The following is a 24,106-nucleotide window of genomic DNA, read 5'->3' on the forward strand; positions in this document are numbered from 1 at the left end:
TTGACCCTGCGTCAAGGTCAAGCTGGCTCAGGCCCCGGAACGCTCGACCGGTCGCCGGGCCAGTGCATGCAGGATGCCGTCGGTGGTGAGGGCGAACAACCAATCGCCCGTGACCGACATGGCAGAGGTGACCGCACCGCCGAAGTCATACTGGTTCAACAGCTTTCCGGTGCGGCGGTCGAGCGCGAGCAGACGTCCGTCCCAAGTTCCGGCGTAGACAACGGTTTCGGTGGTCAATACGTGCATGGCAGGGGCATGCGGTGCGGCGGTACAGCCTGCGGCTACGCGGGCGGGGTCGTCGAGCGGATCAGTGCCCGGTAGGTAGCCGACTCCGGTCTCCCACACGGGCTTGGCCGGATCAGGTGCCTGCGTATCGAACGCGCGGACCTTGCCATCGATGGATGCGACGTAGACGTGCTGCCCGCGCGTGGCGGGAGCTGTCACCGGCGGCGGCCCGGGTTCGCAAGCGCTGCCAGGGATTTCGGCCTGCCAGAGCGCACGTCCGTCGCGCGGGTCATGACCGCTCAGGCCACCGGCTGTCATGGTGATCAGCTGCCGATCATCGTCGGTGAGCGTGGGGGAGGAGTGACTGAACAGTCCGCCCGCGGTGTCGACGGAGTAGCGCCGGGTGCAGGTGGCCAGGTCCATCGCGATCAGGCTTTGGCTGGATCCCGAGTGGAGGTAGGCCATTGTCGCGTCCTTGCCGCGCACCGCGATGCTGTGGAACTCGCCCCACCCGGCCGGTGCGGTGAACCCACCGCGGAGCCGCTCTCCGGAAGTGGCGTCGCGGCAAACGATTTGGTCGTATTGCTGATAAACCGCGACCGCGCGACGCTCGGGCAGCTCGAAGACGCTCACCGGACCGCCGGCCCTACCGTAACGGCGCACTGTCTGCCCGACTCGGTGCTCGTCATCGATGGTCTGCCACACCACGGCACCGGTTTTGGCATCGAGCGCGTACACGCGGCCGACGCCGGTGGTGAGGTATACGCGACCACCCTGCACGGTCGGGAAGGACTCCGCATCGCCGTCCAGATAGGTCCGCCACAGTTCGCGACCGGTATCGCGGTGATAGGCCAGCACCTGGTGATACGGAGAGGCGAAGGCCTGGGACGTCACGATCACGGTGTCACCGACCACGGCGGCCCCGTTGAGGTGGAAGTGCTCGCCGGTGTCGGCCGACCACCGCTGATCCAGCACGGCACCCGGGTCGCCGGTCGCGGCCGATCCGCCCGATTCGGCACCTCCCTGGCGGGGCCAGTCCGCTCCGGAAGCGGGCGCCGCCTGTTCCACAACGCCGAAAGTTCCTCGCATGACAGGCCATGGCTGACCCGCGGTATCAACAGAAGTCACCTCGATGCGGTACTTTCCGGGCCGCAGATCCGGGATGCTGCCATGTGCCGCAGTCCAATTGGCGCGCACGGGCGGGCACGGCTCAGCCTGCCCACCGGGCGGGGTGTAGCAATTCACTTTGCCGGGCCGCGTGGTGCTCGCGCCGAACCGCAGATCCGCGCGCCACACCTCGCCGCCACCATCGTCGCGCACCAGGACCTGCGCGTTCGCCGGAGTCCGTCCGGCGTCTTCGACATGAAGTTCCACCGGGACCGCCGCACCGCCGCGATGCACGCTGTCGGGTGCGGGACTCACCAGTGCCGTCCGGTCGCGCACGAAGAACTGCCGGTGCGTGCCGGAGACATAGCCGACGTCCTCGTTCGCCGGCGTCGAGCGATCGTCGGTGATACCCGTGAAGTCCAACAGCTGATAACCGGGGCGCGCACCGTCGATGCCGTAGGTGGCGCCCATGTTGTTCACCTCCACCGAGCGGGGGAAGGCACCGCGACGAAACTCGCTCTGCTGGTTGTGACCTGCCGCGAACATTCGGACGTCGTAGCGGGCGAGCTCGTCCATCGTCGGCTGGATCGCTTCTCCCGCACCATATTTGGTGAACAGCGATCGATGCGCGAAGACGAACACCTGTTTGCCGACGGCATGGCGTCGCAAATCCTCACGCAGCCAGCGAAGTTGGGGTGCCAGCCCGGATGTGTCGTAGTTGTTCTCCAACACCACGATATGGCGGCCGTTGCGGTCGAAGCTGTACCACTCCGGCCCCATGTTCCGCCGGTAGACCTCCATGCTCGCGGCGTACCCGGTCGCGGTTCCGGTGCCGCCCGCGTCGTGGTTGCCCATCACCGGATAGAACGGGCGGCCGAAGCGTCCCTTGGTCAGGCCGCTGCGCAGGATGTCGTAGCTGCCCTGGCGGCGTTCGGGCGCGGTGTAGTCGGTGACGGTGATGTCGCCGGTCGCGATGGCGACGGTGGCCTCCCGGTTGCGCGCCATCGCCTCGACCTGCCCGGTCCACTGGGCCCGCGTGGCAGCGGCGGAGGCGTCGCTGCGGTTGTCGGTTTCGCTGTCGGACAACATCATCCACGTCTCGCGTGGATCGGCTGCGTGCTTGTCGGGAACCAGAGCGAAGTCGATACCGTCCTGCCGGGGTGCGCCTTCGTCGAGCGCGCGGAAGTAGCGGGGGACCGAATCCTCGCGTAGCGCCGGGGTGTAGCCGTCCGGCGAGACGACCTGGATCAGATCGGTTTCCCGGCGTTTCGGATCTATGCGCAGCAGGTAGTCACCGTCCTTGCCGGTCTTCGCCCAGACCGAGCCGTCGGTGACCGACACATCCGGCAATCCCTGCTCCCCGCTGTCGCGGACGCCGTTGCCGTTCTGATCGTTGAAGACCGTGCCGCGCGCCTCGGTCGAGACGTCCGCCGCCCCGGCTGCCGGTCCCGTCGCGGTGATCATTGTGAGGATGATGAACAGACATAGCACGCATTTCCGCACGGAAATAACGCTAGGGGACCGGTGCCCGCGGTGCGGCCGTCGCTCGCTACAGTTCGCCCGCTGTACCGCCGATGTTCCCTTCGAGCTGTAGGTAGCGAAGGGCCGCCGAGTACGTGCGAGGCAGACTGTTCGGTAATGAAACTGCCTGAGCTTCCCGATCTGCCGGTCCGCGGCGCGCTCGACCACATCGTCGAGACGTTGGCCGAACGCGAGACCGCGGTGCTGGTTGCGCCGCCAGGGACGGGGAAGACGACCTTGGTGCCGTTGGCGTTGGCGGCGGGGACGAGTGGGCGGGTGCTGGTCGCGGAGCCGCGACGGTTGGCGGCACGGGCCGCGGCGGGCCGGATGGCCGCGTTGCTGGGGGAGGCGGTCGGCGAGACCGTCGGTTACTCGGTCCGCGGGGATCGGCGGGTAGGGAAACAGACTCGGATCGAGGTCGTCACCTCGGGATTGCTGGTGCGACGGTTGCAGGGCGATCCCGAGTTGGCGGGCGTGGACGTTGTTGTCCTCGACGAGTGTCATGAGCGGCATCTCGACGCGGACCTGCTGCTGGCGTTGCTGCTCGACGCGCGGGCCGGGTTGCGCCCGGATCTGCGGGTGCTGGCAACCTCGGCGACCGTTGCGGCGGAACGTCTTTCAGTGCTGCTGGGCGGAGCACCGGTGCTGCACGTTCAGGGCCGGGCCTATCCGGTCGACCTGACGTATGTTCCGCCGCTACCCCGGGAACGGGTCGAAGCGCAGGTCGCCCGCGCCACCAGGGCGGCACTCACCGCTACCGAGGGTGACGTGCTCGTCTTCCTGCCCGGTGCCGCCGAAATCCGCCGGACGACAGCACTTCTCGGCGGCGTGGACGGGGTGGACGTGGTTCCGTTGCACGGCAGGCTGTCCGCCGCCGGGCAGGATACGGCGTTGCGGCCCGGGTCGCGGCGGCGCGTGGTGTTGTCCACGGCGGTAGCGGAGTCCAGTTTGACGGTCCCCGGTGTGCGCGCGGTGGTGGATTCGGGGCTGGCACGGGTGCCGCGAATCGATCGGGGACGCGGGCTGTCCGGCCTTGCGACAGTAAGGGTTTCGGCGGCGGTGGCCGAGCAGCGGGCCGGTCGGGCCGGGCGTGAGGCACCGGGGCAGGTGTGGCGATGCTGGCCGGAACACGAGCACAGCACGCTGCCCGCTTATCCCGAGCCGGAGATTCGGACGGCGGACCTGACGCGGCTGGCTTTGGAGCTGGCCTGCTGGGGCACGGCCGACGGCCACGGCCTCGCCTGGTGGGACGCCCCGCCGCCCGGCGGGTTGGCGGCAGGCGGAGAGGTGTTGCACGCGTTGGGAGCCGTCGATGACGACGGTGCGGTGACCGACCGTGGGCGGCGCATCGCCAGGATCGGGTTGCATCCTCGGTTGGCGCGGGCGCTGCTCGACGGAGCGCCCGTGGTCGGTGCGCGGGCGGCTGCGGAAGTGATCACCGTACTCGACGACGACACGCTCATCGAGGGAGTCGATCTGGCCGCCGGCCTGCGTGTGCTGCGACGCGAGCGTCCGGCGCGCTGGCGGCGTGAGGTCGAGCGGCTGGCCCGCTTGGTCGACCCGTCGGACGGCGCTGATGACCCGGCTTTCGTTGTCGCACTGGCTCATCCGGAGCGCCTGGCGCGCCGCCGCAGTGCTGGATCAGCGAGCTATCTCATGGTCGGCGGGACCGCAGTGACGCTACCGCCCGGTTCGGGATTGGGTGATGCGGAGTGGCTGGCGGTCGGTGTCGCAACGCGCGATCCGGGCCGTTCCGACGGCTGGATCCGGCTGGCCGCCGTCGCCGATGAACAACTGGCCCGCCGTGCCGCGTCGAACCTGCTGACCACCGCCGAGGAGGTCGATTGGATCGACGGCGAGGTGGTCGCCCGGCGGATCGAGCGTCTCGGTGCGATCGTGTTGTCCGAGAAGCGGATCCATAATCCCGATCGCCAATTGCTCAGCGCTGCGGTGCATCGCGGACTGAGCTCGACCGGCCTGGCCCTGCTGCGCTGGGATGCCGACGCCATCGCCCTACGACAGCGCCTCGAATTCCTGCACCGCACCCTCGGCACCCCGTGGCCCGCGGTCGACGACGAGTCGCTGCTCACCGCCGCGGACACCTGGCTCGGCCCCGAGCTCGCCACCGCCCGCAGCCGCGCCGACCTCGCCCGCATCGACGCAGGCCAAGCCCTGCGCCGCCTACTACCCTGGCCGGACGCCACCCGCATGGACGAACTGGCACCCGAACGCCTCGCCGTCCCCTCCGGCAGCCGCCCGCGCCTCGACTACTCCACCGACCCGCCGGTCCTCGCGGTCAAGGTGCAGGAGGTCTTCGGCTGGACCGAAGCACCCCGCCTGGCCGACGGCCGCGTCCCGATCGTGCTGCACCTGCTCTCACCCGCCCAACGCCCGGTCGCGGTCACCGCCGACCTGGCCTCGTTCTGGCGCACCGGCTGGCCCCAAGTCCGCGCCGACCTGCGCGGCCGCTACCCCAAACACGCCTGGCCCGAAGACCCCACCACGGTCCCCGCCCACCGCGGCACCGCTCGCAACGCGACCGGCCGACCACGGGGTTGATGACCGCCGGATCACGAAACGCGTTGCGCCGCAGCATCACAGTGCCCGGGTGGCCGAACCCGCGAGTGTCTCCGGCGCGGTCCGCACGGCCGTCGGCTGTGCTCAGGCACGGACTATTCAGAGTCGGCCATCGGCTTCCAGGAGGCGTTTGGGGTGCATGCCGTCGACTTGGCCGATGAACGGTGGATGGATGCTGTAGCCGAGCATGCGGCGGATGTCCTCCGACACAGCGCGCACGGTGTCGCGGGTGATCGACAGCGTGAAGGCCTCTTGGGGGCGTAACCACGGTTCGCAGTATTGGGCGGTGACCGCCAAGCGTGGCTGCTGTGTGCCGTTGGCGCCGCCACCGTGCCACAGGGTGCCGAGAAAGAACACGCACGAGCCGGCCCGCATCACCACGGGTTCGCGCTCCGACTCCTCGGGCATGCGATGGCCCCAGCGGTGGCTACCCGCGATGATGTCGGTGGCACCGTTATCGGCGGTGAAATCGTCGATCGCCCAGATCGTCGCCGCGCCCAGGGCGGCGCGCGGGCGGGGCAGCGGGTAGAAGCCGTCGTCGGTGTGCAGCATCTGCGCCTGCTCGCCGGGGAGGATGTTGATCACCTGCAGCATCGACAACAGGTAGTTCGGCAGCAGCAGCCGATCGAGCAACGCCAGAATTCGGGGATGGTCCGCGATCCGATCGCAGGTGCGGGTCTTGTTCAACACGCTGTACACCCGCTGGGTGGTCGGTCCCTCGAACCGGTTCCGGCCGCGCCGATCCAGCAGCGGCGCTACCGCTTCGCGGATTTCGTCGAGCTCGGGCGGGGTGAGCAGATCGGGCAGAATCACATAGCCGTCGCGCTCGACCGCGGCCAGATCCGCCGCGACGACCGCCGCGTCGATGTGGTCGCCGCTGCTCGCGGTCCGGCGATATGTTCCCGCCAGATCGCCGCCCAGGTCTGCCAACGACGACACTTCGCTGTTCATAGCGGCTCCTCCGGAAACATAACTGAGTTCGGTTATGATTCGACTGTGGCACGCGCACCGATCGGACGTCAACAATTACTCGACGCCGCCCGCGACGAACTCGTCTGCGGCAACGGTGTGCTGGAACTCAGCGCGCTCACCCGCCGGGCCGGTTTGAGCACCGGCGCGCTCTACCACCACTTCGGCTCCAAAAGTGGTCTGCTGGCAGCGATTTACGATGCGTTTTACGAGGGACTCGGTCACGCCATCGCTGACGCCCAATTGCCCGCCGAGGCCGACTGGGCCACCCGCGAACGCACCCGTACGTACCGCTTCGTCGCCTACCACTTCGCCGACCCGCTGGCTCCGGTCCTGCTCGATCGCGCAGCCCTGGACCCACAGCTCACCGAGCTCGAATCGGTCTACATCCAGCGCATGAGCGACAACGCGGCCGACAACATCCGCAGCGGCCAAGCTCGCGGACAATTGCCCGCCGACTTGGACGCCGACAGCGCGGGCGCCTTCGTCATCGGCGGACTGCGCCACGGGATCGCCCAGCAACTCCGCACAACGCCACCCTCCGACGTTGAGCAGACCACCGAACGACTCTGGCGCCTGACCGCCGCGGCCCTCGGAATCGTTTGAGTAACAGAAGCGGACACGCGGCTCGAGTCCGCCCTCGGGATTCGTGTCGGACCTCGGTGCAAGACTCGGCACGTGCGATGGGCGGTGGCGGAGACGGGTGATGGGGGCGCTCGGCTGTGTCCGCTCGATCAGGAGGGAAGGCCTGCGGGTCCGGTGGTGCGTGAGCCGTCGCTCGCCGAGGCGGTGCGGGCGCGGCCGGAGGTCGAGCGGTGGGTGTGGCGGTCGACGGCGGAGATCTATCGGTCGTTGCTGGCGGCCGGAGTGCGGGTCGAACGGTGCTACGACGTGCAGGCCGCGGAGGCGCTGCTCATCGGGCATGAGGAGGGGCAGTCGGGTCAGGCGCGGTCGCTCGCCGCCGCTTGGGCGCGGCTGCACCGGCTGCCGGTTCCGGCGGACGCGCCGGCGCGGGCGGCGGAGACGCAGCCGTCGCTGTTCGAGTCGGGTCCGGTACCGCTGCCGCCGGGCACGGACGAGTTCACGGCACTGCTCGAGGTGTATCAGGGTCAGCTCGCCCGGACGGCGAAGGCCGAACATCCGGAGCGGATGCGGCTGCTCGTCGCCGCCGAATCGGCGGGCATGCTGGTGGCCGCGGAGATGTCGCGAGCCGGGATCCCCTGGCGCGCCGACGTGCACCGCGAATTGCTGGACAAGCTGCTGGGTGAGCGCTTTCCCGGCGGGCTGGAACCGCGCCGGATGGCGGAGTTGGCCGACGAGGTGTCGCGGGCCTTCGGAACGGGCGTGCGGGTGCGGCCGGATCTGCCCAACGACATCATCAAAGCCTTCGCCCGTGCCGGAATCTTCTTGTCCTCCACCCGAAAATGGGAGCTCCAGCAGATCGATCACCCGGCAGTGGCACCGCTGCTGGCCTACAAATCGCTCTATCGGTTACACACCGCCAACGGCTGGTCCTGGCTCGAGCAGTGGGTGCACGACGGCCGCTTCCGCCCCGAATACCAGCCCGGTGGCACGGTTTCCGGTCGTTGGACCACCAATGGTGGTGGCGCGCTACAGATCCCGAAGGTGATCCGGCAGGCGATCCGCGCGGACCCGGGCTGGACGCTGGTGGTCGCCGACGCCGACCAGATGGAGCCGCGCGTCCTCGCCGCGATCTCCCGCGACCCGGGACTGATGGAGGTCGCCGGTCGCGGCGAAGACCTCTACGCCGACCTGGCGGCGCGGGCCTTCGGCGGCGACCGTGCCCTCGCCAAAATCGCTCTGCTCGGCGCCATTTACGGCCAGACCTCCGGTGACGCGCTCACCCACATGGCCGAACTCCGGCGGCGCTATCCGGCGGCGGTGGCCTATGTCGACGAGGCTGCGCGCGCCGGTGAGGAGGGGCGACTGGTACGCACCTGGCTGGGACGCACCTGCCCGCCGGTGTCCGCCGCCGACCAAGCCGACCTACCGCAGGAGGAGGTCCGAGGCTACGGCAGCACCTCCGCGGCGCGTGCTCGTGGCCGCTTCACCCGCAACTTCGTGGTGCAGGGCAGCGCCGCCGACTGGGCCCTGCTGGTGCTGGCGGGCCTGCGGCAGGCGATGACCCAGGCCGGGCTCCGCGCCGAACTGGTCTTCTTCCAGCACGACGAGGTCATCGTGCACTGCCCGACGGAGGAGGCCGCGACGGTCGCGGCAGCGATCGCGACTGCGGCGGAGAACGCGGGCCGGATCGTCTTCGGGTCGACGCCGGTGCGGTTCCCGTTCACGACGGCGGTGGTGGAGTGCTACTGGGACGCCAAGTGAATGGCGCGCCGACCTGTCGCTAGGACCGCCGTTCGTTGCTAACTTGGCCACCGTGGAACTCTTCGCACTCTCTTGGGCGGCGTTGCGCAAGGCCGTCGCCGAACTCTCGAATCGCGACTTCGAGCGGCCGTCCGGCTGTACCGGTTGGCTTGTCCGAGATCTGGTGTGCCACTTGATCATCGACGCACAAGACGTCTTGATCACCCTGGTGACGCCCACGACGGCGGAGCCGACCAGGGACGCGGTGACGTATTGGAAGGTCGTCGAACCTCCTACCGGTGCCGACCCGCTCGACGCGCTGATCGTCCGGTTGGCCGCCGCGTACGAGGACCCGAACCTGCTGAAGTTCCACCTGGACGATGTCGGCTCCGCCGCAGGCCGCGCCGCCGAACTCGCCGATCCCGCCCTCCGGGTCAGCACTCAGGACCAGGTCATCACCGTGGGCGACTACCTCGGCGCGTACGTCATGGAGTGGACGCTGCATCACCTCGACCTGATCGCGCACATCCCCGACGCCGCCGAACCACCCACCGAAAGCCTGGCGCGCGCCCGCGAAATGCTCGAAACGATCGCAGGCGCACCGTTTCCCACGTCATGGTCCGACAAGGACACCCTGCTGATCGGCACGGGCCGCCGGGCCCCGACCGATGCCGAGCAAGCCGCACTCGGCGCACTGGCCGCGAAACTCCCGCTCGCCCTTGGCTGATCAGGATTCTCGGTGCGTCCGCTCAAAGGTGGTCGGCGCGCGCATTGCGGAGGGCGTAGTCGACCGCCGGGTCGGCGCGGAGTTTCCAGCCGGGACCGGTGAAGTAGCTCGCCGCGGTCTTGTCTCCGTCGACCAGATAGCGCAGCCAGGCCAGCGTGATGCTTGCCGTCGGGTTGTGCGCCGCGTCGTCGAACGGCGTCCAGTGGGTGACACCCTCGAGGCACACCAGGATCGCGGGGGCATCGAACTCGAGCTCGTACTCGACCAAGCGCGGCAGGAAGTGCGGGACAACGAAGTCCGCCGAACCGGTGAGGTACAGCGTTGGGACTTTGACGAGGAACGACGCTGCGACCGGTCCCGGCTCGGTGGGCACCGCGCCGATGATCCGGAAGTCCGGATCGATCAGCTGGTAGATGTTCGGTGGAATGCCCGCGCCGTTGATCGCGGCGCCACCACCGCCGGAGTGTCCGCCGATCACGGTGCGGCCGAGATCGAGCTTGCCGTGCAACACATTTCGTGGATCGCGGTTGGCTGCCGACAAAGCCGCCGCAGCGGCGAGGGGCAGTTCGTCCAGCGAGTTGATCAGGTCGTGCGGCATCGCGACGACGAATCCATTGCTCGCCCAAAGTCGGGCGCTGGCGTCGTAATTGCCTGGCTCGGAGGTGAATCCGGGAATCCAGACGACCGTCGGCACCCGGGTCATCGTGGCGATGTCCTTCGGGTAGTAGAAGTCCACGCCGACCGGCGAGTCCAGACCGCCGGGGAACTCACGCGTGCAGGTCATGTCCGAGTGGTTGCCGAGCACATGGCCGACGGCGTTGTACGCGGCGTACAGGGCCTGGCACGGATACACCGCCGCGGTGCTCGCCGCTTCGTGCGCACCGGCGGGCGCGTATCGGCTCAGCGGGACGGTGCCGGGATCGAAGGAATCGGCGGACGCGGGCGCACCGAAGGGCACCCCGGCGAGTAGCGCCGCTGCGGCGAAGAGCGCGGCGACACCGCGCCGAATTGCGAACCGAGACATACGCCACCCTTCGTAAGTCGCACAGTGGGCCGGCCCTGCCGGCTGACGGTCGATCAAGCGAGCAGTGAACCCAATTAGGCCAACCGTCCAGTTTCTTGAACACATCGAATCGGTGAATGCGGCAAGAACTCGCGTTCGCGTCTCGCGATCCCCCTCGGCATATATCGCTTGTGGCGAGCGTGCGAAGTGCCGCACAATGGGCGGCCATTGCCAGGACCTGCGGAAATCCGGTATCAGTGCGAAGCGCACACCGGAAAGAGAATTGGGTGGTTCGTGTTCGATGTGATCATTGCCGGGTGCGGGCCGACCGGTGCGATGCTGGCCGCCGAACTGCGGCTGCACGAGGTACGGGTACTTGTGGTGGAGAAGGAAACCGAGCCCACGTCGTACGTCCGAATAGTCAGCTTGCACATGCGCAGTCTCGAGCTGATGGCGATGCGCGGACTGCTGGATCGCCTACTAGAGCGCGGCAGGCAGCGCTCGGTCGGCGGTATCTTCGCCGCCATCAACAAGCCCGCGCCCGAAGGCCTGGATTCCGCCTACGCCTATCTGCTGGGCATCCCGCAGCCGGTCATCGAACAGCAACTCGAAGAGCACGCGACCGCACTGGGGGCGCAGGTCCGGCGCGGTGCTGCGGTGGTCGCTTTCGCGCAGGACGACGAGGGGGTGACCGTCGAACTGACCGACGGAAAGCGCCTACGGTCGCGTTATCTCGTCGGCTGTGACGGCGCCCGCAGTACGGTGCGCAAACTGCTCGGCGTCGGCTTCCCCGGCGAGCCGGCACGCACCGAAACGCTGATGGGTGAGCTGAAAGTGGGTGTGCCGCAAGAGGAAATCGCCGCCAAGATGGCCGAGGTCCACCAGACCGATAAGCGATTCATGATGCGGCCCTTCGGGGAAGGGGTCTACAGCGTCGTCGTCCCCGCCGCAGGAGTAAGCGATCGGGCGGAACCGCCCACCCTCGAAGACTTCGCACGACAACTGCGTGCGATCGCCGGAACCGATTTCGGCGTGCATTCCCCGCGCTGGTTGTCCCGCTTCGGCGACGCCACTCGCCTGGCCGAGCGTTATCGGATCGGCCGGGTGCTGCTGGCCGGCGACGCGGCGCACATTCACCCGCCGATCGGCGGGCAGGGCCTCAATCTGGGCCTGCAGGACGCGGTCAATCTCGGCTGGAAACTGGCCGCGCAGACCCGAGGCTGGGCACCGGAAACACTGCTGGACACTTACCAGGCCGAACGGCATCCGGTCGCCGCAGACGTACTGGACAACACCCGCGCCCAGACGCAACTGTTGTCCACCGAACCGGGCCCGCAGGCCGTGCGCAGGCTGCTCACCGAACTGATGGACTTCGACGAGGTGAACCGCTACCTCATTGAGAAGATCACCGCGATCGGTATCCGCTACGACTTCGGCGCGGGCCCCGACCTGCTCGGCAGGCGGCTGCGCGATATTGATCTGAAAGCGGGCCGCCTCTACGACCAACTACATCAGGGCCGTGGCCTGGTGCTCGACCGCACCGAACGGCTGACCGTCGACGGCTGGTCGGACCGCGTCGATCTCATCGCGGACCCCAGTGCGGCACTGGATGTTCCGGCAGTACTGCTCCGGCCCGACGGCCACGTCGCCTGGATCGGCGAGCACCAGCAGGACCTGGACGACCACCTCGCCCGCTGGTTCGGTAAGACCGCCAACTGATTTCACGGGCCGACCGGCCGCCGCGATAAGTTGCCACAGCCGTCGACGCAGTACATTCGCGCAGCGCACCGGTTGCCGGAATCGGCTCTTGCCCGCCGCAACGCCGGTTTACAGTAGATCGACGGTCCAGTACGAGATGTCGGGTGCGTCAGGTAACGCCGGTGGATTCTCGTCGGAATTCGATGGAGGTCTAGCATGGGCGTCGCCGTCAGGGCTGAAGGTTGTACGAAATCCTTCGGTGCGCAGCGCATTTGGCAGGATGTTTCACTGACGCTGCCGTACGGCGAGGTGAGCGCGCTACTGGGTCCGTCGGGCACCGGTAAGTCCGTCTTTCTGAAATCACTGATCGGCTTGCTGCGCCCGGAACGTGGCGCGATCTTTATCGGCGACACCGATATCATGCGGTGTTCCAACAAGGAGCTCTACGAGATTCGTAAACTTTTCGGCGTGCTGTTCCAGGACGGCGCGCTGTTCGGCTCCATGACCCTCTTCGACAATGTCGCGTTCCCGCTTCGTGAGCACACGAAGAAGTCGGAGTCGCAGATCAAGAACATCGTCATGGAGAAACTGGAGCTGACCGGTCTGCTGGGTGACGAGAACAAGCTGCCCGGTGAGATCTCCGGCGGTATGCGCAAGCGTGCGGGCCTGGCCCGCGCCCTGGTGCTGGACCCGCAGATCATTCTGGTCGACGAACCGGACTCCGGGCTGGACCCGGTGCGCACCTCATACCTGAGCCAATTGTTGATCGACATCAACGCGCAGATCGACGCGACGATCCTGATCGTCACGCACAACATCAATCTGGCCCGCACCGTGCCGGACAACATCGGCATGCTCTTTCGCCGTCAGCTGGTCATGTTCGGCCCGCGCGAGGTGCTGCTGACCTCCGACGAGCCGGTGGTCAAGCAGTTCCTCAACGGCCGAATGCAGGGCCCGATCGGCATGTCCGAGGAGAAGGACGAGGCCCAGATGGCGCGCGAGCAAGCGATGTTCGACGCCGGGCACCACGACGGCGGCGCCCAGGAGGTCGAGGGCATCATTCCGCAGATGCAGGCGCAACCGGGCATGCCGGTGCGCCAAGCGGTCCTGCGCCGCAAGGAGCGGGTCCGCGAGATCATGCACACTCTGCCGCACGCCGCCCAAGCGGCGATCCGTGAATCACTGGACCGCAAGGACAACTGACCGAGGTCAGCGGCCCGAAAGTCCTTGCCAGATCTGCCGGGACGCCGCCAGTGGGTCTGCCGCCACCATGGGCGGGGTGTCCCAAATTCGGGTCAGGGCCCCATCGGTGGTGAACACGGGCCAGCCCGGATCGCCGTTGGTGGCGAAGGAGATCCACGAGGACCGCAGCTGTTCGGACAGTCGCAGCAGGCTCTCCGACGGCCGGGCGCCGCCGAGCACGAACGAGGCGAGCGGACTGTCGGTATTGCCGAAGGTCACCGGAATATCGGCCACATGACAGGCACCGAGCGCACCGCCCAAAGCCGGACTGGCCCACGCGAAGTCGTAGACATAACTGCGCCCGCCCGCGGCCGTGTGCGCCTCCGCGAGCCAGATCGCGGGCATCCGGAACATGGCATCGGAATACATGACCACGTAGAGTTCAGCGTCCGTCGAGCCCGGGTAAGCCGCCCGGTAGGCGGCCGGTGCCGAGGCGGGCAGACCGAGATGCGCTGCGGTGGTTGACAAGTCGACCGTGCGCAGCGGCGTCGGACGGCGCGCCTTCGGTAGTCCGTGGCTGCGCATGCCGTGTGCGGTGATGCGCGCGAAGGTCGGCAGCGCCTTGATCATCGCTGAGGCACTCGGTTTGATCAGGCCGCGACTCAACGCGAACAGGGTGAACTCGTCGCGGGTCGAGCCGGTGATCAGGTCGATGTCGCGGGCGACACCCGAACCGAGCGCGAGCCAAGGTTTGTCCACCACGGTGACGCCGTCGATCACCGGAGTGAAGGCGGTGATCGCTTCCGGCGTGGTCCACGCGCCCGGGTCGGCCTCCATCGCGGCGAGCGGCTCGTCCTGCACGGACAGCAGTGCCAGCGGCGGCTGCGTCGCCAGCTCGGCCGGCGCGACCCCGAGAGCGGCGGCGGTGAGCTCGGCGATCCGCTGCGCCTCGTGCTCGGGCAGCAGGCGTGCCGCCGGGCTCTGCACGATGGCCCGCCGGAACAGCCCGCGGGCGGCCGGCGCGGAAAGCAGTGCGGCGATGGACAGTCCGCCGCCGGATTCGCCGAAGAGGGTCACCTTGTCCGGGTCGCCACCGAAGGCGGCGATATTGTCGTGCACCCAGCGCAGCGCGGCGGTCTGGTCGAGGAAGCCGCGATTGGCCGGATGGCCCGGGACGAAGCCGAAGCCTTCGAAGCCGACCCGATAGTTGAACGTCACCAGGACGACGCCGCCGCGGGCCAGCGTCGCGCCGTCGTGCGCCGGGTCGCTGGAGGAGCCCGCCTTCCAGCCGCCGCCGTGGATCCACACCAGCACCGGCAATCGGTCGCCGGTGCCGCCCGGCGTCCAGACGTTCACGCTGAGGCAGTCGAGTCCGTCGGCGGGCCGCCACAACGGCGGTGTGCCGGGTGTCAGCGGCAGTTGCGGCGGCGCGACGCTGTACTGGAGGGCAGGCCGGATACCGTCCCAGCTTTCGGGCGGGGCAGGGGCGCGCATGCGCAGCGGCCCTTCCGGCGCCGCGGCGTACGGAATGCCCTTGAATACCGAGAGTTCGCCTTCCCGGCGACCTTCGACGGCACCCGCGGTGGTGGTGACGACAACTCCCACGGAACTCACTCCTGCTCTGCCGGAACGGCATCGGCGCCCGGCGGGTCCGGAATCACCGCGGTGACCTCGATCTCGACCTTGGCGTCCTGCTCCACGAGGCGGCTCACCTCCACCGCGGTCATCGCCGCCTGAAAGCTGCCGATGATCTCCCGGAAGGCCACCCCGATCTCCCGATACGCCTGCACGTAAGCATCGACATCGGTGACGTACCAGGTCATTCGCACGATGTGCACGGGCTGCGCGCCCGCCTCGGCGAGCACCGCCACGACATTGCGCAGCGCTTGGCGCGCCTGGTCGGCGATATCGGGCGACCGGATGACGCCGTCGGCGTCCCAGCCGATCATGCCGGCCACGAACACCAATTCCCCGCGTGCGGCAACGCCGTTCGCGTACCCACGCGGACGTGGCCAGCCGGGCGGCTGCAATACCCTCATTCGTCGGCTCCCGAATCACTCTGCACCGCAGCGGGTTCCCGCAGCCGGAAGCGCTGTAGCTTGCCGGTCGGTGTGCGCGGCAGGGCATCGACGAACGCGATGGCCCTCGGATACTTGTACGGGGCCACCGCCTGTTTCACGAAATCCTGCAACTCCGCCACCATCCCGTCGTTTGCCTCGACCTCCGCGCGCAACACCACGTACGCCTTGACGATCTGACCGCGATCTTCGTCGGGCACGCCGACCACCGCACAATCGACCACCGCGGCATGCCCGGCCAGCGCGTCCTCGACCTCGGGTGCGGCGATGTTGTAGCCGGACGACACGATCATGTCGTCGGAGCGCGCCTGATAGTGGAAGTAGCCGTCGACGTCGACCGAGTAGGCGTCACCGGTGTAGTTCCAGCCGTCGCGCACATACACGGTCTGCCGGTCGTCGGCGAGGTAGCGGCAGCCGGTCGGCCCGCGCACCGCGAGCAGGCCGATCTCGCCGGGGCCCAACGGGTTTCCCGCCTCATCCACGACGCGTGCCTGATATCCGGGCACCGGTAGGCCGGTCGCGCCGGGCCGGGCATGCGCCTCGTCGGCGGCGATGAAGATGTGCAGCATCTCGGTGGCGCCGATGCCGTCGATCAGCTCGAGGCCGGTAGCGGCGCGCCAGCGGGCCCGGGTGCTCGGCGGCAGCGGTTCGCCCGCCGAGACGCACTTGCGCAGCGAGGTGCCGCGCAGGTCGTAGCGGGCGAGGATCCGATAGGAGGTGGGCGCGGTGAACAGCACGGTCGCGCCGAACTCGGTGATCGCGTCGAGCAGCAGTGGGGGAGTGGCCTGTTGGAGCAGCACCGCCGAGGCGCCCACCGACATCGGAAACAGCAGCAGCCCGCCCAGGCCGAAGGTGAAGGCCAGTGGCGGGCTGCCGATGAACACATCGCCGGGTGCCGGGCGCAGGATGTGCTGCGGGAAACAGTGGCAGATCGCCATCACGTCGCGGTGGAAGTGCATGGTGGCCTTGGGAACTCCGGTGGTGCCGGAGGTGAAGGCGATGAGGCAGACGTCGTCGGCGGCGGTGACCACCGTGTCGAACCGGCCGTCGTGGCGCGCCATCAGCGCTTCGAGTCCGTCGTCGGAGGTGCTGTGGAAGTAGCGGATCCGGTCGAGCGTCGGGCACGTTGCCGCTACCGCCTCGACCCGGGCGGACAGTGCGACATCGCAGAGCGCGTGCGTGATTCGCGCCTTCTCGACGATCTGGGTGAGCTCTTTGACCCGTAGCAGTGGCATGGCTGTCACGGCGATGCCACCCGCCTTCACGACGGCGAACCAGCAGGCCGCGAGCATGGGCGTGTTCGGGGCATTCAGCAGTACCCGGTTGCCCGGCACCAGGCCCATGTCCTGCACCAGCACCGCCGCGATGCGGTTGGCCCGGTCGTTCAGGTCGGCGTAGGTCCACCGCGGTCCACCCGGTGCCTGCACGCACAGGCGGTCGCCGTTGCCGTCGGTCAGGTGGCGTTCGAGTAGTTCACTCGCGCAATTGAGTTGGGCCGGGAACTGGAGTTCGGGCAGGTCGAACAAGAGGTCCGGCCACTGTTCGAGCGGGGGGAGGTTGTCACGGGCGAAGGTATCGAGGTGCGCGCTTGTCATGGTCGAACCTTGTGGGAGAGAAGGAAAATCGTGGGTCAGGTGTTCGCGGCGTCCCGGAGGAGTTCGCGGGCGATGATCAGCTGCTGCACCTCGGTGGCGCCCTCGTAGATCCGCAGAGCCCGGATGTCGCGGTAGAGCCGCTCGACCGGCCGGTCGCGGACCACCCCAAGAGCGCCCCACATCTGGACGGCGGCGTCGATAACCCGTTGGGCGCCTTCGGTCGCGGCCATCTTCGCCATGGCGGCCTCGCGGGTGACGGGTCGTCCCTGGTCGCGCTGCCAGGCGGCGCGATAGGTTAGCAGGGCGGTCGCGTCGATCGTGGTGGCCATCTGCGCGAGTTCGGACTTGGTCAGCTGGAAGTCGGCCAGTACGCCGCCGAACATCTGCCGCGTGGTCGCCCTGGCGAGCGCCTCGGCCATGGCGTGCCTGGCGAAGCCGACGGCGGCGGCCGCCACCGAGGTCCGGAAGATGTCGAGGGTGCGCATCGCGAGGCTGAAACCCGCACCCGCTTCGCCCAACCGTCTCGTAGTGGATACTCGGCAGCCGTCGAAACGGAGCCGCGCGAGCGGATGCGGGGCGAGCACGTCGATCCGTTCGGCGATGTGCAGGCCGGGGTTGTCCGCGTCGACGAGGAACGCCGAGATGCCCCGTGCCCCTTTGTCTTCCCCCGTCCGGGCGAAGACGACGTAGAAGTCCGCGATACCGCCGTTGGAGATCCACGTCTTCTCCCCGTCGATGACGAACTCGTCGCCGTCGGCGCGTGCGGCGCACGACAGCGCGGCGGCATCGGAGCCCGCGTCGGGCTCCGAGAGCGCGAACGCCGCGATCGCCGTGCCTGCGGCCACCCGGGGGAGGTAGTGGCGCTTCTGCTCTTCGGTGCCCGCGAGACTGATCGCGCCGGAGCCGAGTCCCTGCATGGCGAACGCGAAGTCGGCGAGTGCGTCGTGCTCGGCCAGTATCTCGCGCGCCAGACATACTGTGCGCGTGTCGATCCGGTCGTGACCTCCGCCGAACTCGGTTCCGGCGACGGCGTGTCGCAGCCAGCCCGCGGCGCCGAGGGCCCGAACCAGCTGACGGCAGCGGTCGTCGAGATCGGCGCCATCGTCCTCGGCCAGCTGATCGGCGGCCCAAGCACGCAGTGTGGCGGCCAGTTTCCGGTGCTCGTCCTCGAAAAAGGGCCAGTCCCAGTGTTCTTCGGCCATCACTAGTTCCCTTCGAACTTCGGGCGCTGCTTGGCCCGGAACGCGTGGTAGGCGCGCGCGAAATCCTCGGTGAGCATGCACAGGGCTTGGGCCTGCGCCTCGGCTTCGATGGCCTGATCCACCGTCATCGACCACTCCTGGTGCAGCATGGTTTTGGTGATGCCCTGGGCGAAGGTCGGCCCCTCGGCCAGGCGGCGCGCGAGCTGTCCGGCGGCGTCGAGCACCTCCTCCGGTTCGGCGAGCTGGTTGAAGAACCCCCACGCGTACGCCTCGTCGCCGGTCATCGCGCGGCCGGTGTAGAGCAGCTCGGAGGCGCGGCCCTGCCCGATGATCCGCGGCAGCATCGCGCACGCCCCCATATCGCACCCGGCGAGACCGACCCGGGTGAACAGGAACGCCGTGGTGCTGCGGGCGGTGCCGACGCGCAGATCGGACGCCATCGCGAGGATCGCGCCCGCCCCGGCGCAGACACCGTCGACGGCGGCCACGATCGGCTGCGGGCAGGCCCGCATCGCTTTGACCAGGTCGCCGGTCATCCTGGTGAACCGCAGCAGCTCCGGCGCGGGCAGCGCGATCAGCGGGCCGATGATGTCGTGCACATCGCCGCCGGAGCAGAAATTCGCCCCGGCGCCGTGTAGCACGATGACCGTGACGTCGTCGGCATAGGCCAAGCGGCGGAACAGATCTCGCAACTCGGCATAGGAGTCGAAGGTAAGCGGATTCTTGCGCTCCGGGCGGTCGAGCACGATCGTGCCGACACCGTCGCGCACCTGCCAGCGGAAGTGGGTGCTCGCGTAGTCGGCGAGCGTCGTGCGGTTTGCCGCGCGCAGGGCGGGGTCGAGGTTCTGGGTCATCAGCGGTCCCGGTGGTTCGGTAGTGGGGCGTGGTTGTCGGCGTGGTCGGCCGCCGCGGCGAGGTGGACGCGCAGCCTGCCGAGCAGGTCGAACAGCGCCTGCTCGTCGCAGCGGCCGAACCCGGCGAACATCTCGGTGAGCCAGCGTTCGTGCTCGGCGGCCATCTCGTCGAAGCGGGCGCGGCCGAGGTCGGTGAGCCGCACCAGCGTCGCGCGTTTGTCGATCGGGTCCGGAACCCGGTCGACCCAGCCCTCGGCGACCAGCTGATCGGTCAGGCCGGTGACATTGCCGCCGGTCACCATGAGGTAACGGGACAGCGCGCTCATCCGCAGGCCGTCGTGGTGCCGGTCGAGCTGGGCCAGGTAGTCGAAACGGGGGAGCGTGGTGGCGAACCGCGTCCGCAGTCTGGTACGGATCTCCTGCTCGATCTCGTTGGTGGTGGCCAGCAGTCGCAGCCACAGCCGCACATCGAGGTGGTCGCCGGATATGGTGCGGGCCTCCATACCGATGCGTTCGTCGCCGAGCTCCGGGTGGGTGGTCACCTCACATCACCTCCCCGCCGCTGACCGAAATCGACTGTCCGGTCAGCGAAGCCGCGCCGTCCGAGCACAGCCAGGCGACGGTGTCGGCGACCTCGACCGGTTCGATCAGCCGGCCCTGCGGGTTGTGCCGGGTGAAGGCGGCGCGCGCGGCTTCGGCACTGCGGCCGGTGGTTTCGATCACGTGGGTCACGCTCTCCCGTAACAGGTCGGTGTCGGTGAAGCCGGGGCAGACCGCGTTCACCGTGATCGGCGTGCCCGCGAGTTCCAGTGCCAGTGCGCGGGTCAGCCCGATCACGCCGTGCTTGGCCGCCGCGTAGGCGGTGACGTACGGATAGCCGCGCAGGCCCGCGGTGCTGGCGATGTTGACCACCCGGCCCCGCCCGGTCGCGCGCATGTCGGCCACCGCGTTCCTGGTGCAGAGGAAGGTGCCGGTGAGGTTGACGGCGAGCATGTGCTGCCACAGTTCGTCGCTGGTGCGTGCCAACGGTGCGCTGGCCGCCTGGCCGGCATTGTTGATCAGGATGTCGACCGCGCCGTGCAGCTCGCGGGCTTGGTCGAACGCGGCGGTGACGGCGGCCGGATCGGTGACGTCGCACGCGATGGCGAGTGCCTGCGCCGACTTCGGCAGCCCGGCAACGGTTTCGGTGGCACGCGCCAGGTCGCGCGCCACCAGGGTGAGGCGGGCGCCGTCGTGCGCGAGCCTGCGCGCGATGGCGGCGCCGATGCCGCGGGAGCCGCCGGTGACGAACGCGTGCCGGTCGGTGAGGCCGGGCTCGGCCATGCCGGTCATCCTTTCCCGGCCGCCGCGGCGGCCTGCTGGCGCTGGATGTTCGCCTCGAATTGCCGCTTGGCGGCGCCGTACTGCTTGGGCCAGGCGAGCTCGGTGTAGCCGATCCTGGCCGCCTCGGTGAGCGTCCAGGCCGGGTTGGCCAGGTGCGGGCGGGCGATGGCGCACAGGTCGGCGCGGCCTGCGGCCACGATGCTGTTCACGTGGTCGGCCTCGGAGATCGCGCCGACGGCGATGGTGGGGATGCCCGCCTCCTGGCGCACCCGGTCGGCGAACGGTGTCTGCCACATCCGCCCGAAGGTCGGTTGCTCCTGCTTGGTCACCTGGCCGGAGGAGCAGTCGATCAGGTCGGCACCCGCCTGTTTGAAGCACCGCGCGATCTCGACGGCGTCGGCCGGGGTGATGCCGCCCTCGGCCCAGTCGTGCGCCGAAATGCGCACCGACATAGGCAGTTCCGTCGGCCAGACGTCCCGCACTGCCTTGAACACTTCGAGCGGATAGCGCAGCCGGTTAGCCAGCGACCCGCCGTAGGCATCGGTGCGCCGGTTGGTGAGCGGGGAGATGAAGCTCGACAGCAGATAGCCGTGCGCGCAATGCAATTCGAGCCAGTCGAAGCCTGCCGCGGCACCGCGGCGGGTGGCATCGACGAATTGGGTTGTCACCTCGTCCATGTCGGCCCGCGTCATCGCCCGTGACCACTGGCTGATGCCGGGCAGGTATTGCTGCGGCGAGGCCGAGATCAACGGCCAGTTCGGCTCGTCGTCGTCGGGGGTGAGCGGTTGATCGATGCCGTCCCACATGCGGCGGGTGGAGCCCTTGGCACCCGAATGACCGATCTGCAGGCCGATTTTCGCGTCGGAGTTGTCGTGTACCCACTCGACGACGCGCTGCCATGCCCGCTGCTGCTCGTCGGTGTACAGGCCCGGGCAGCCGGGCGTGATCCGGCCGGTCGGGCTCACGCAGGTCATCTCGACGAAGACCAGCCCGGCACCGCCTTGCGCGCGGGCACCGAGGTGCACGAGGTGGAAGTCGCCGGGAACGCCGTCGACGGCGGAGTACTGGGCCATCGGCGAGACGATCACTCGATTCTTCAGCGTCACCGACCGAGCCGTGTACGGCGTGAACATCGGGGGGACGGAAGGCTCTTCGGCGGTGCGCTCGATCCCGGCTCGTGCGTCGAACCAGCGTTCGTAATTCTCCAGCCAGCCCTTGTCGCGCAGGCGCAGATTCTCGTGACTGATGCGCTGGCTACGGGTGAGCATCGAGTACATGAACTGCTCGGGCTCGAGTTGGTCGCAGTAGCGTTCGCCGCACACCTCGAACCACTCCATGGCGTTCCATGCCGCGTTCTGCAGCCGCAGCGCGTCGATCGAGCGGATCTGCTGGTAGTGCTCGAGGACCTCGGGCAGGTCCGCCGGGGTGTCGCCGTGTTCGCCGAGTTGGCGGACCAGTTCGATGGCGTCCTCGAGCGCCAGCTTGGTGCCGGAGCCGATCGCGAAGTGTGCGGTGTGTACGGCGTCGCCCATCAGCACCACGTGGCTGTTTCCGGTTTGCCGCCACCACTTCTCGCATTTGACCCGCTGGAAATTCTGCCACCCCGAGCCCGGCAGGTGACGGGAGTTCGTCATCAGCTTCTCGCCCTGCAGGTTGTCGGCGAACAGCCGTTCGCAGAAAGCCACCGACTCGTCCGGGCGGGCCTGGTCCAGGCCGTGCGCTCGCCAGACGCGCTCCGGTGCCTCGACGATGAAGGTGCTGGTGTTCTCGTCGAACTTGTAGATGTGGGCTTGTATCCAGCCGTGTTCGGTCTGGACGAAGTCGAAAGTGAAAGCGTCGTAGAGCTTCTCGGTGCCGAGCCAGATGTAGCGGTTCGGGCGCGTCACGAGGTCGGGCAGGAACACGTCCCGGTGCTCGCCGCGGATCTTGGAGGAGATGCCGTCGGCGGCGACGATCAGGTCGGCGTCGGGGAATTCGCCTGCGGAGTAGACCTCTCGGTCGAACTCGAGCTTTACCCCGACCTCCTCGCACCGTGCCTGCAGGATGTTCAGTAGTTTCTTGCGGCCGATGCCGACGAAGCCGTGCCCGCCCGAGCGCAGCACGCGACCCTTGAACCGTAATTCGATGTCGTCCCAGTGGTTGAACGCCGATTGGATCCGGTCCGCGGTGGCCCGATCCCACACCCGCATGTTGTCCATCGTGGCGTCGGAGAAGACCACGCCCCAGCCGAAGGTGTCGTAGGGGCGGTTGCGTTCGACCACGGTGACCTCGTGATCGGCGTTGAGCTGCTTCATCAGCAACCCGAAGTACAGGCCGGCGGGTCCGCCGCCGATGCACACGACCTTCATGCGCTCTCCTCAGAAGTCGCGGTAGCCAGTACTTTACAACTAAAGCTTTAGACATAAAGCATTTTCACCGGATCGAGAGCTGTCTATCGCTGCGTGCGACGGGTGTCCCGCCACGGCGCTTACCAGGGTCTGCGGATGCGCCGTGGGCTCGCGAACCAATCCTGCTGGTAGTCGGGGTGATCGGCGTACGGCTGCGCCAAGGCCCGCAGGATTTCCTTGGCCAGCTTTTTGGACTCGTCGGCTTTCGAATCACCGAACAACCAGGAGAACGCGGCTTCTTCGTCCATCCAGGACCAGTCGTCTTCCTCGGTCTTCTTCTTGTGGTCCCGTTCCAACGCCGCCAATACCGCGCGTTTGGCGGCGCATTCGGCGAGGATGCGCCGGCTCGACCAAGGGCCTTGCGCGCCTCGGTGCTCAGCGGCGCGCGCCTCGGCTTCGTCGTCCAGGATGCGGGCTCGTACGAAATGCACCAGGGATTTCATGGATTCACGGTAGATACGGGTGCGCCGGGTAGGCGTCGGTCGAAAGGAGGACCGGGATGGACCGGCAGCGTCATTCGTTGCGCAGGTCGTCCTCCGTGGCGCCGAGGCGCCAGTAGCCGCGAAAGGTCACGTCCGCCTTGGGGATCCGTCGCTCGGTGACGAGGTGGCGGCGCAGGGCGCGGACGACGCCGGATTCGCCGGCGATCCACGCGTAGGGCCGCCGGTCCGGGAGTGTGGCCGCGCGGACCGCGTGCACGATGCGGCCACGGTCGCGGTCCTCGTGCACCAGCCAGGTGATCTCGGCGTCTGCCTCGGTGGGCAGTTCGCGGCGATCGGCCTGGTGCGGGACTTCGATCCACACCTTGGCGACGGTGCCGGCGGGCAGCGATTCGAGGATGCTCGCCGTCGCGGGCAATGCCGTCTCGTCCGCGGCGAGCAGGACCCAGCCTGCCTCGCTCGGCGGGCGGAAGGCGACGCTTCGGTTGTTGCTGTCGCACGGTCCGAGGATGGTGACCCGATCGCCCGGCTGCGCCCGCGCCGCCCAGCGTGCGGCCGGTCCACCGTCGGCGTGCGGGACGAAGTCGATATCCAATTCGCCGGTCTCGGGACGATGTTCCCGCGCGGTGTAGGCGCGCATCACCGCGCGAACGGCCGGGTCGGCGGCCCGCCACTCGGCGAACCAGTGCTCCCCGGCGTCGGCCGGCACCCAGGGGGTCCGCTGGCCGGGGTGGGGCAGGAACAGCGACAGGCTCTGATCGCGGCCGCCGCTGGCGAAGCCCGCCAACGGCGCTCCGCCGAACACGATGCGGAGCTGGGACGGGCTGAGCAGTTCGGTCCGCAGGACCGGCACACTCTCGAAGAAACGAAAAGGCTGGGCGCGCATGGGAATC

At 68.4% G+C, this 24,106-nt stretch carries 19 protein-coding genes; 6 read left to right on the forward strand and 13 right to left on the reverse strand.

Going from position 1 to position 24,106, the window contains the following annotated elements:
- Nucleotides 1–27: 27 nt before the first annotated feature.
- Nucleotides 28–2,796 carry a PQQ-binding-like beta-propeller repeat protein gene (locus DMB37_RS35515; RefSeq protein WP_135236432.1) on the reverse strand — a complete coding sequence of 923 codons (2,769 nt, stop codon included), beginning with the start codon at nucleotides 2,794–2,796 and terminating at the stop codon, nucleotides 28–30.
- Nucleotides 2,797–2,970: 174 nt separating this feature from the next.
- Here DMB37_RS35515 and hrpB point away from each other — a divergent pair, with 174 nt between their 5' ends.
- Nucleotides 2,971–5,412: an ATP-dependent helicase HrpB gene (gene hrpB / locus DMB37_RS35520; protein ID WP_206055088.1), complete on the forward strand. Its 2,442-nt coding sequence runs from the start codon at nucleotides 2,971–2,973 to the stop codon at nucleotides 5,410–5,412.
- A 117-nt stretch (nucleotides 5,413–5,529) separates the two neighbouring features.
- Here the strand turns inward: hrpB and DMB37_RS35525 are convergent, their stop codons facing one another.
- A complete protein-coding gene (locus DMB37_RS35525) occupies nucleotides 5,530–6,381 on the reverse strand; it encodes a phytanoyl-CoA dioxygenase family protein (protein ID WP_135236433.1) in 852 nt (283 codons plus the stop codon).
- 45 nt (nucleotides 6,382–6,426) lie between these two features.
- Between DMB37_RS35525 and DMB37_RS35530 the strand changes: the two genes are divergently transcribed.
- From DMB37_RS35530 to DMB37_RS35540, 3 genes are all read left to right on the forward strand, one after another.
- Nucleotides 6,427–7,005, forward strand: coding sequence for a TetR/AcrR family transcriptional regulator (locus DMB37_RS35530; RefSeq protein WP_135236434.1), 579 nt, complete (start codon nucleotides 6,427–6,429; stop codon nucleotides 7,003–7,005).
- A 72-nt stretch (nucleotides 7,006–7,077) separates the two neighbouring features.
- Nucleotides 7,078–8,745: a bifunctional 3'-5' exonuclease/DNA polymerase gene (locus DMB37_RS35535; protein ID WP_135236435.1), complete on the forward strand. Its 1,668-nt coding sequence runs from the start codon at nucleotides 7,078–7,080 to the stop codon at nucleotides 8,743–8,745.
- Nucleotides 8,746–8,797: 52 nt separating this feature from the next.
- Entirely contained in the window at nucleotides 8,798–9,451 is a 654-nt protein-coding gene (locus tag DMB37_RS35540) for a maleylpyruvate isomerase N-terminal domain-containing protein (RefSeq protein ID WP_135236436.1), read from the forward strand.
- A 22-nt stretch (nucleotides 9,452–9,473) separates the two neighbouring features.
- Here DMB37_RS35540 and DMB37_RS35545 read toward each other — a convergent pair whose 3' ends face one another.
- Nucleotides 9,474–10,475 (reverse strand): alpha/beta hydrolase, encoded by a 1,002-nt coding sequence (locus DMB37_RS35545; RefSeq protein ID WP_135236437.1) that lies wholly within the window; start codon nucleotides 10,473–10,475, stop codon nucleotides 9,474–9,476.
- A gap of 273 nt (nucleotides 10,476–10,748) precedes the next feature.
- On the opposite strand from DMB37_RS35545, the gene rox reads away from it, so the two are divergent.
- Nucleotides 10,749–12,173 (forward strand): rifampin monooxygenase, encoded by a 1,425-nt coding sequence (gene rox / locus DMB37_RS35550; RefSeq protein ID WP_206055089.1) that lies wholly within the window; start codon nucleotides 10,749–10,751, stop codon nucleotides 12,171–12,173.
- Nucleotides 12,174–12,368: 195 nt separating this feature from the next.
- The gene (locus DMB37_RS35555; RefSeq protein WP_135236438.1) at nucleotides 12,369–13,355 is read left to right on the forward strand and encodes an ABC transporter ATP-binding protein; all 987 of its coding nucleotides are present in this window, start codon (nucleotides 12,369–12,371) and stop codon (nucleotides 13,353–13,355) included.
- A 6-nt stretch (nucleotides 13,356–13,361) separates the two neighbouring features.
- Here the strand turns inward: DMB37_RS35555 and DMB37_RS35560 are convergent, their stop codons facing one another.
- The 10 genes from DMB37_RS35560 to DMB37_RS35605 all read right to left on the reverse strand — a co-directional run bounded on the left by DMB37_RS35560 (nucleotide 13,362) and on the right by DMB37_RS35605 (nucleotide 24,099).
- Nucleotides 13,362–14,939, reverse strand: coding sequence for a carboxylesterase/lipase family protein (locus DMB37_RS35560; RefSeq protein WP_167769036.1), 1,578 nt, complete (start codon nucleotides 14,937–14,939; stop codon nucleotides 13,362–13,364).
- Nucleotides 14,940–14,944: 5 nt separating this feature from the next.
- Entirely contained in the window at nucleotides 14,945–15,373 is a 429-nt protein-coding gene (locus DMB37_RS35565) for a RidA family protein (RefSeq protein WP_135236440.1), read from the reverse strand.
- Nucleotides 15,370–17,007, reverse strand: coding sequence for an AMP-binding protein (locus DMB37_RS35570; RefSeq protein ID WP_135236441.1), 1,638 nt, complete (start codon nucleotides 17,005–17,007; stop codon nucleotides 15,370–15,372). The genes DMB37_RS35565 and DMB37_RS35570 overlap by 4 nt, the downstream gene beginning before the upstream one ends.
- 35 nt (nucleotides 17,008–17,042) lie before the next feature.
- On the reverse strand, nucleotides 17,043–18,209 hold the full coding sequence (locus DMB37_RS35575) for an acyl-CoA dehydrogenase family protein (protein WP_206055090.1): 1,167 nt from the start codon (nucleotides 18,207–18,209) through the stop codon (nucleotides 17,043–17,045).
- Nucleotides 18,210–18,211: 2 nt separating this feature from the next.
- The gene (locus DMB37_RS35580) at nucleotides 18,212–19,063 is read right to left on the reverse strand and encodes an enoyl-CoA hydratase family protein (RefSeq protein ID WP_135236443.1); all 852 of its coding nucleotides are present in this window, start codon (nucleotides 19,061–19,063) and stop codon (nucleotides 18,212–18,214) included.
- Entirely contained in the window at nucleotides 19,063–19,605 is a 543-nt protein-coding gene (locus DMB37_RS35585; protein WP_240771803.1) for a MarR family winged helix-turn-helix transcriptional regulator, read from the reverse strand. The genes DMB37_RS35580 and DMB37_RS35585 overlap by 1 nt, the downstream gene beginning before the upstream one ends.
- Nucleotide 19,606: 1 nt before the next feature.
- Nucleotides 19,607–20,386: an SDR family NAD(P)-dependent oxidoreductase gene (locus DMB37_RS35590; protein ID WP_135236444.1), complete on the reverse strand. Its 780-nt coding sequence runs from the start codon at nucleotides 20,384–20,386 to the stop codon at nucleotides 19,607–19,609.
- 5 nt (nucleotides 20,387–20,391) lie between these two features.
- Nucleotides 20,392–22,734 (reverse strand): bifunctional salicylyl-CoA 5-hydroxylase/oxidoreductase, encoded by a 2,343-nt coding sequence (locus DMB37_RS35595; protein ID WP_135236445.1) that lies wholly within the window; start codon nucleotides 22,732–22,734, stop codon nucleotides 20,392–20,394.
- Between the two features lie 119 nt (nucleotides 22,735–22,853).
- Nucleotides 22,854–23,216: a DUF6221 family protein gene (locus DMB37_RS35600; protein WP_135236446.1), complete on the reverse strand. Its 363-nt coding sequence runs from the start codon at nucleotides 23,214–23,216 to the stop codon at nucleotides 22,854–22,856.
- Nucleotides 23,217–23,286: 70 nt separating this feature from the next.
- Nucleotides 23,287–24,099, reverse strand: a complete 813-nt coding sequence (locus DMB37_RS35605; protein ID WP_135236447.1) for a siderophore-interacting protein — start codon at nucleotides 24,097–24,099, stop codon at nucleotides 23,287–23,289.
- Nucleotides 24,100–24,106 lie beyond the last annotated feature (7 nt).

The sequence above is a fragment of the Nocardia sp. CS682 genome (assembly GCF_004634405.1).
GTDB classification, from domain to species: Bacteria; Actinomycetota; Actinomycetes; order Mycobacteriales; family Mycobacteriaceae; genus Nocardia; species Nocardia ninae.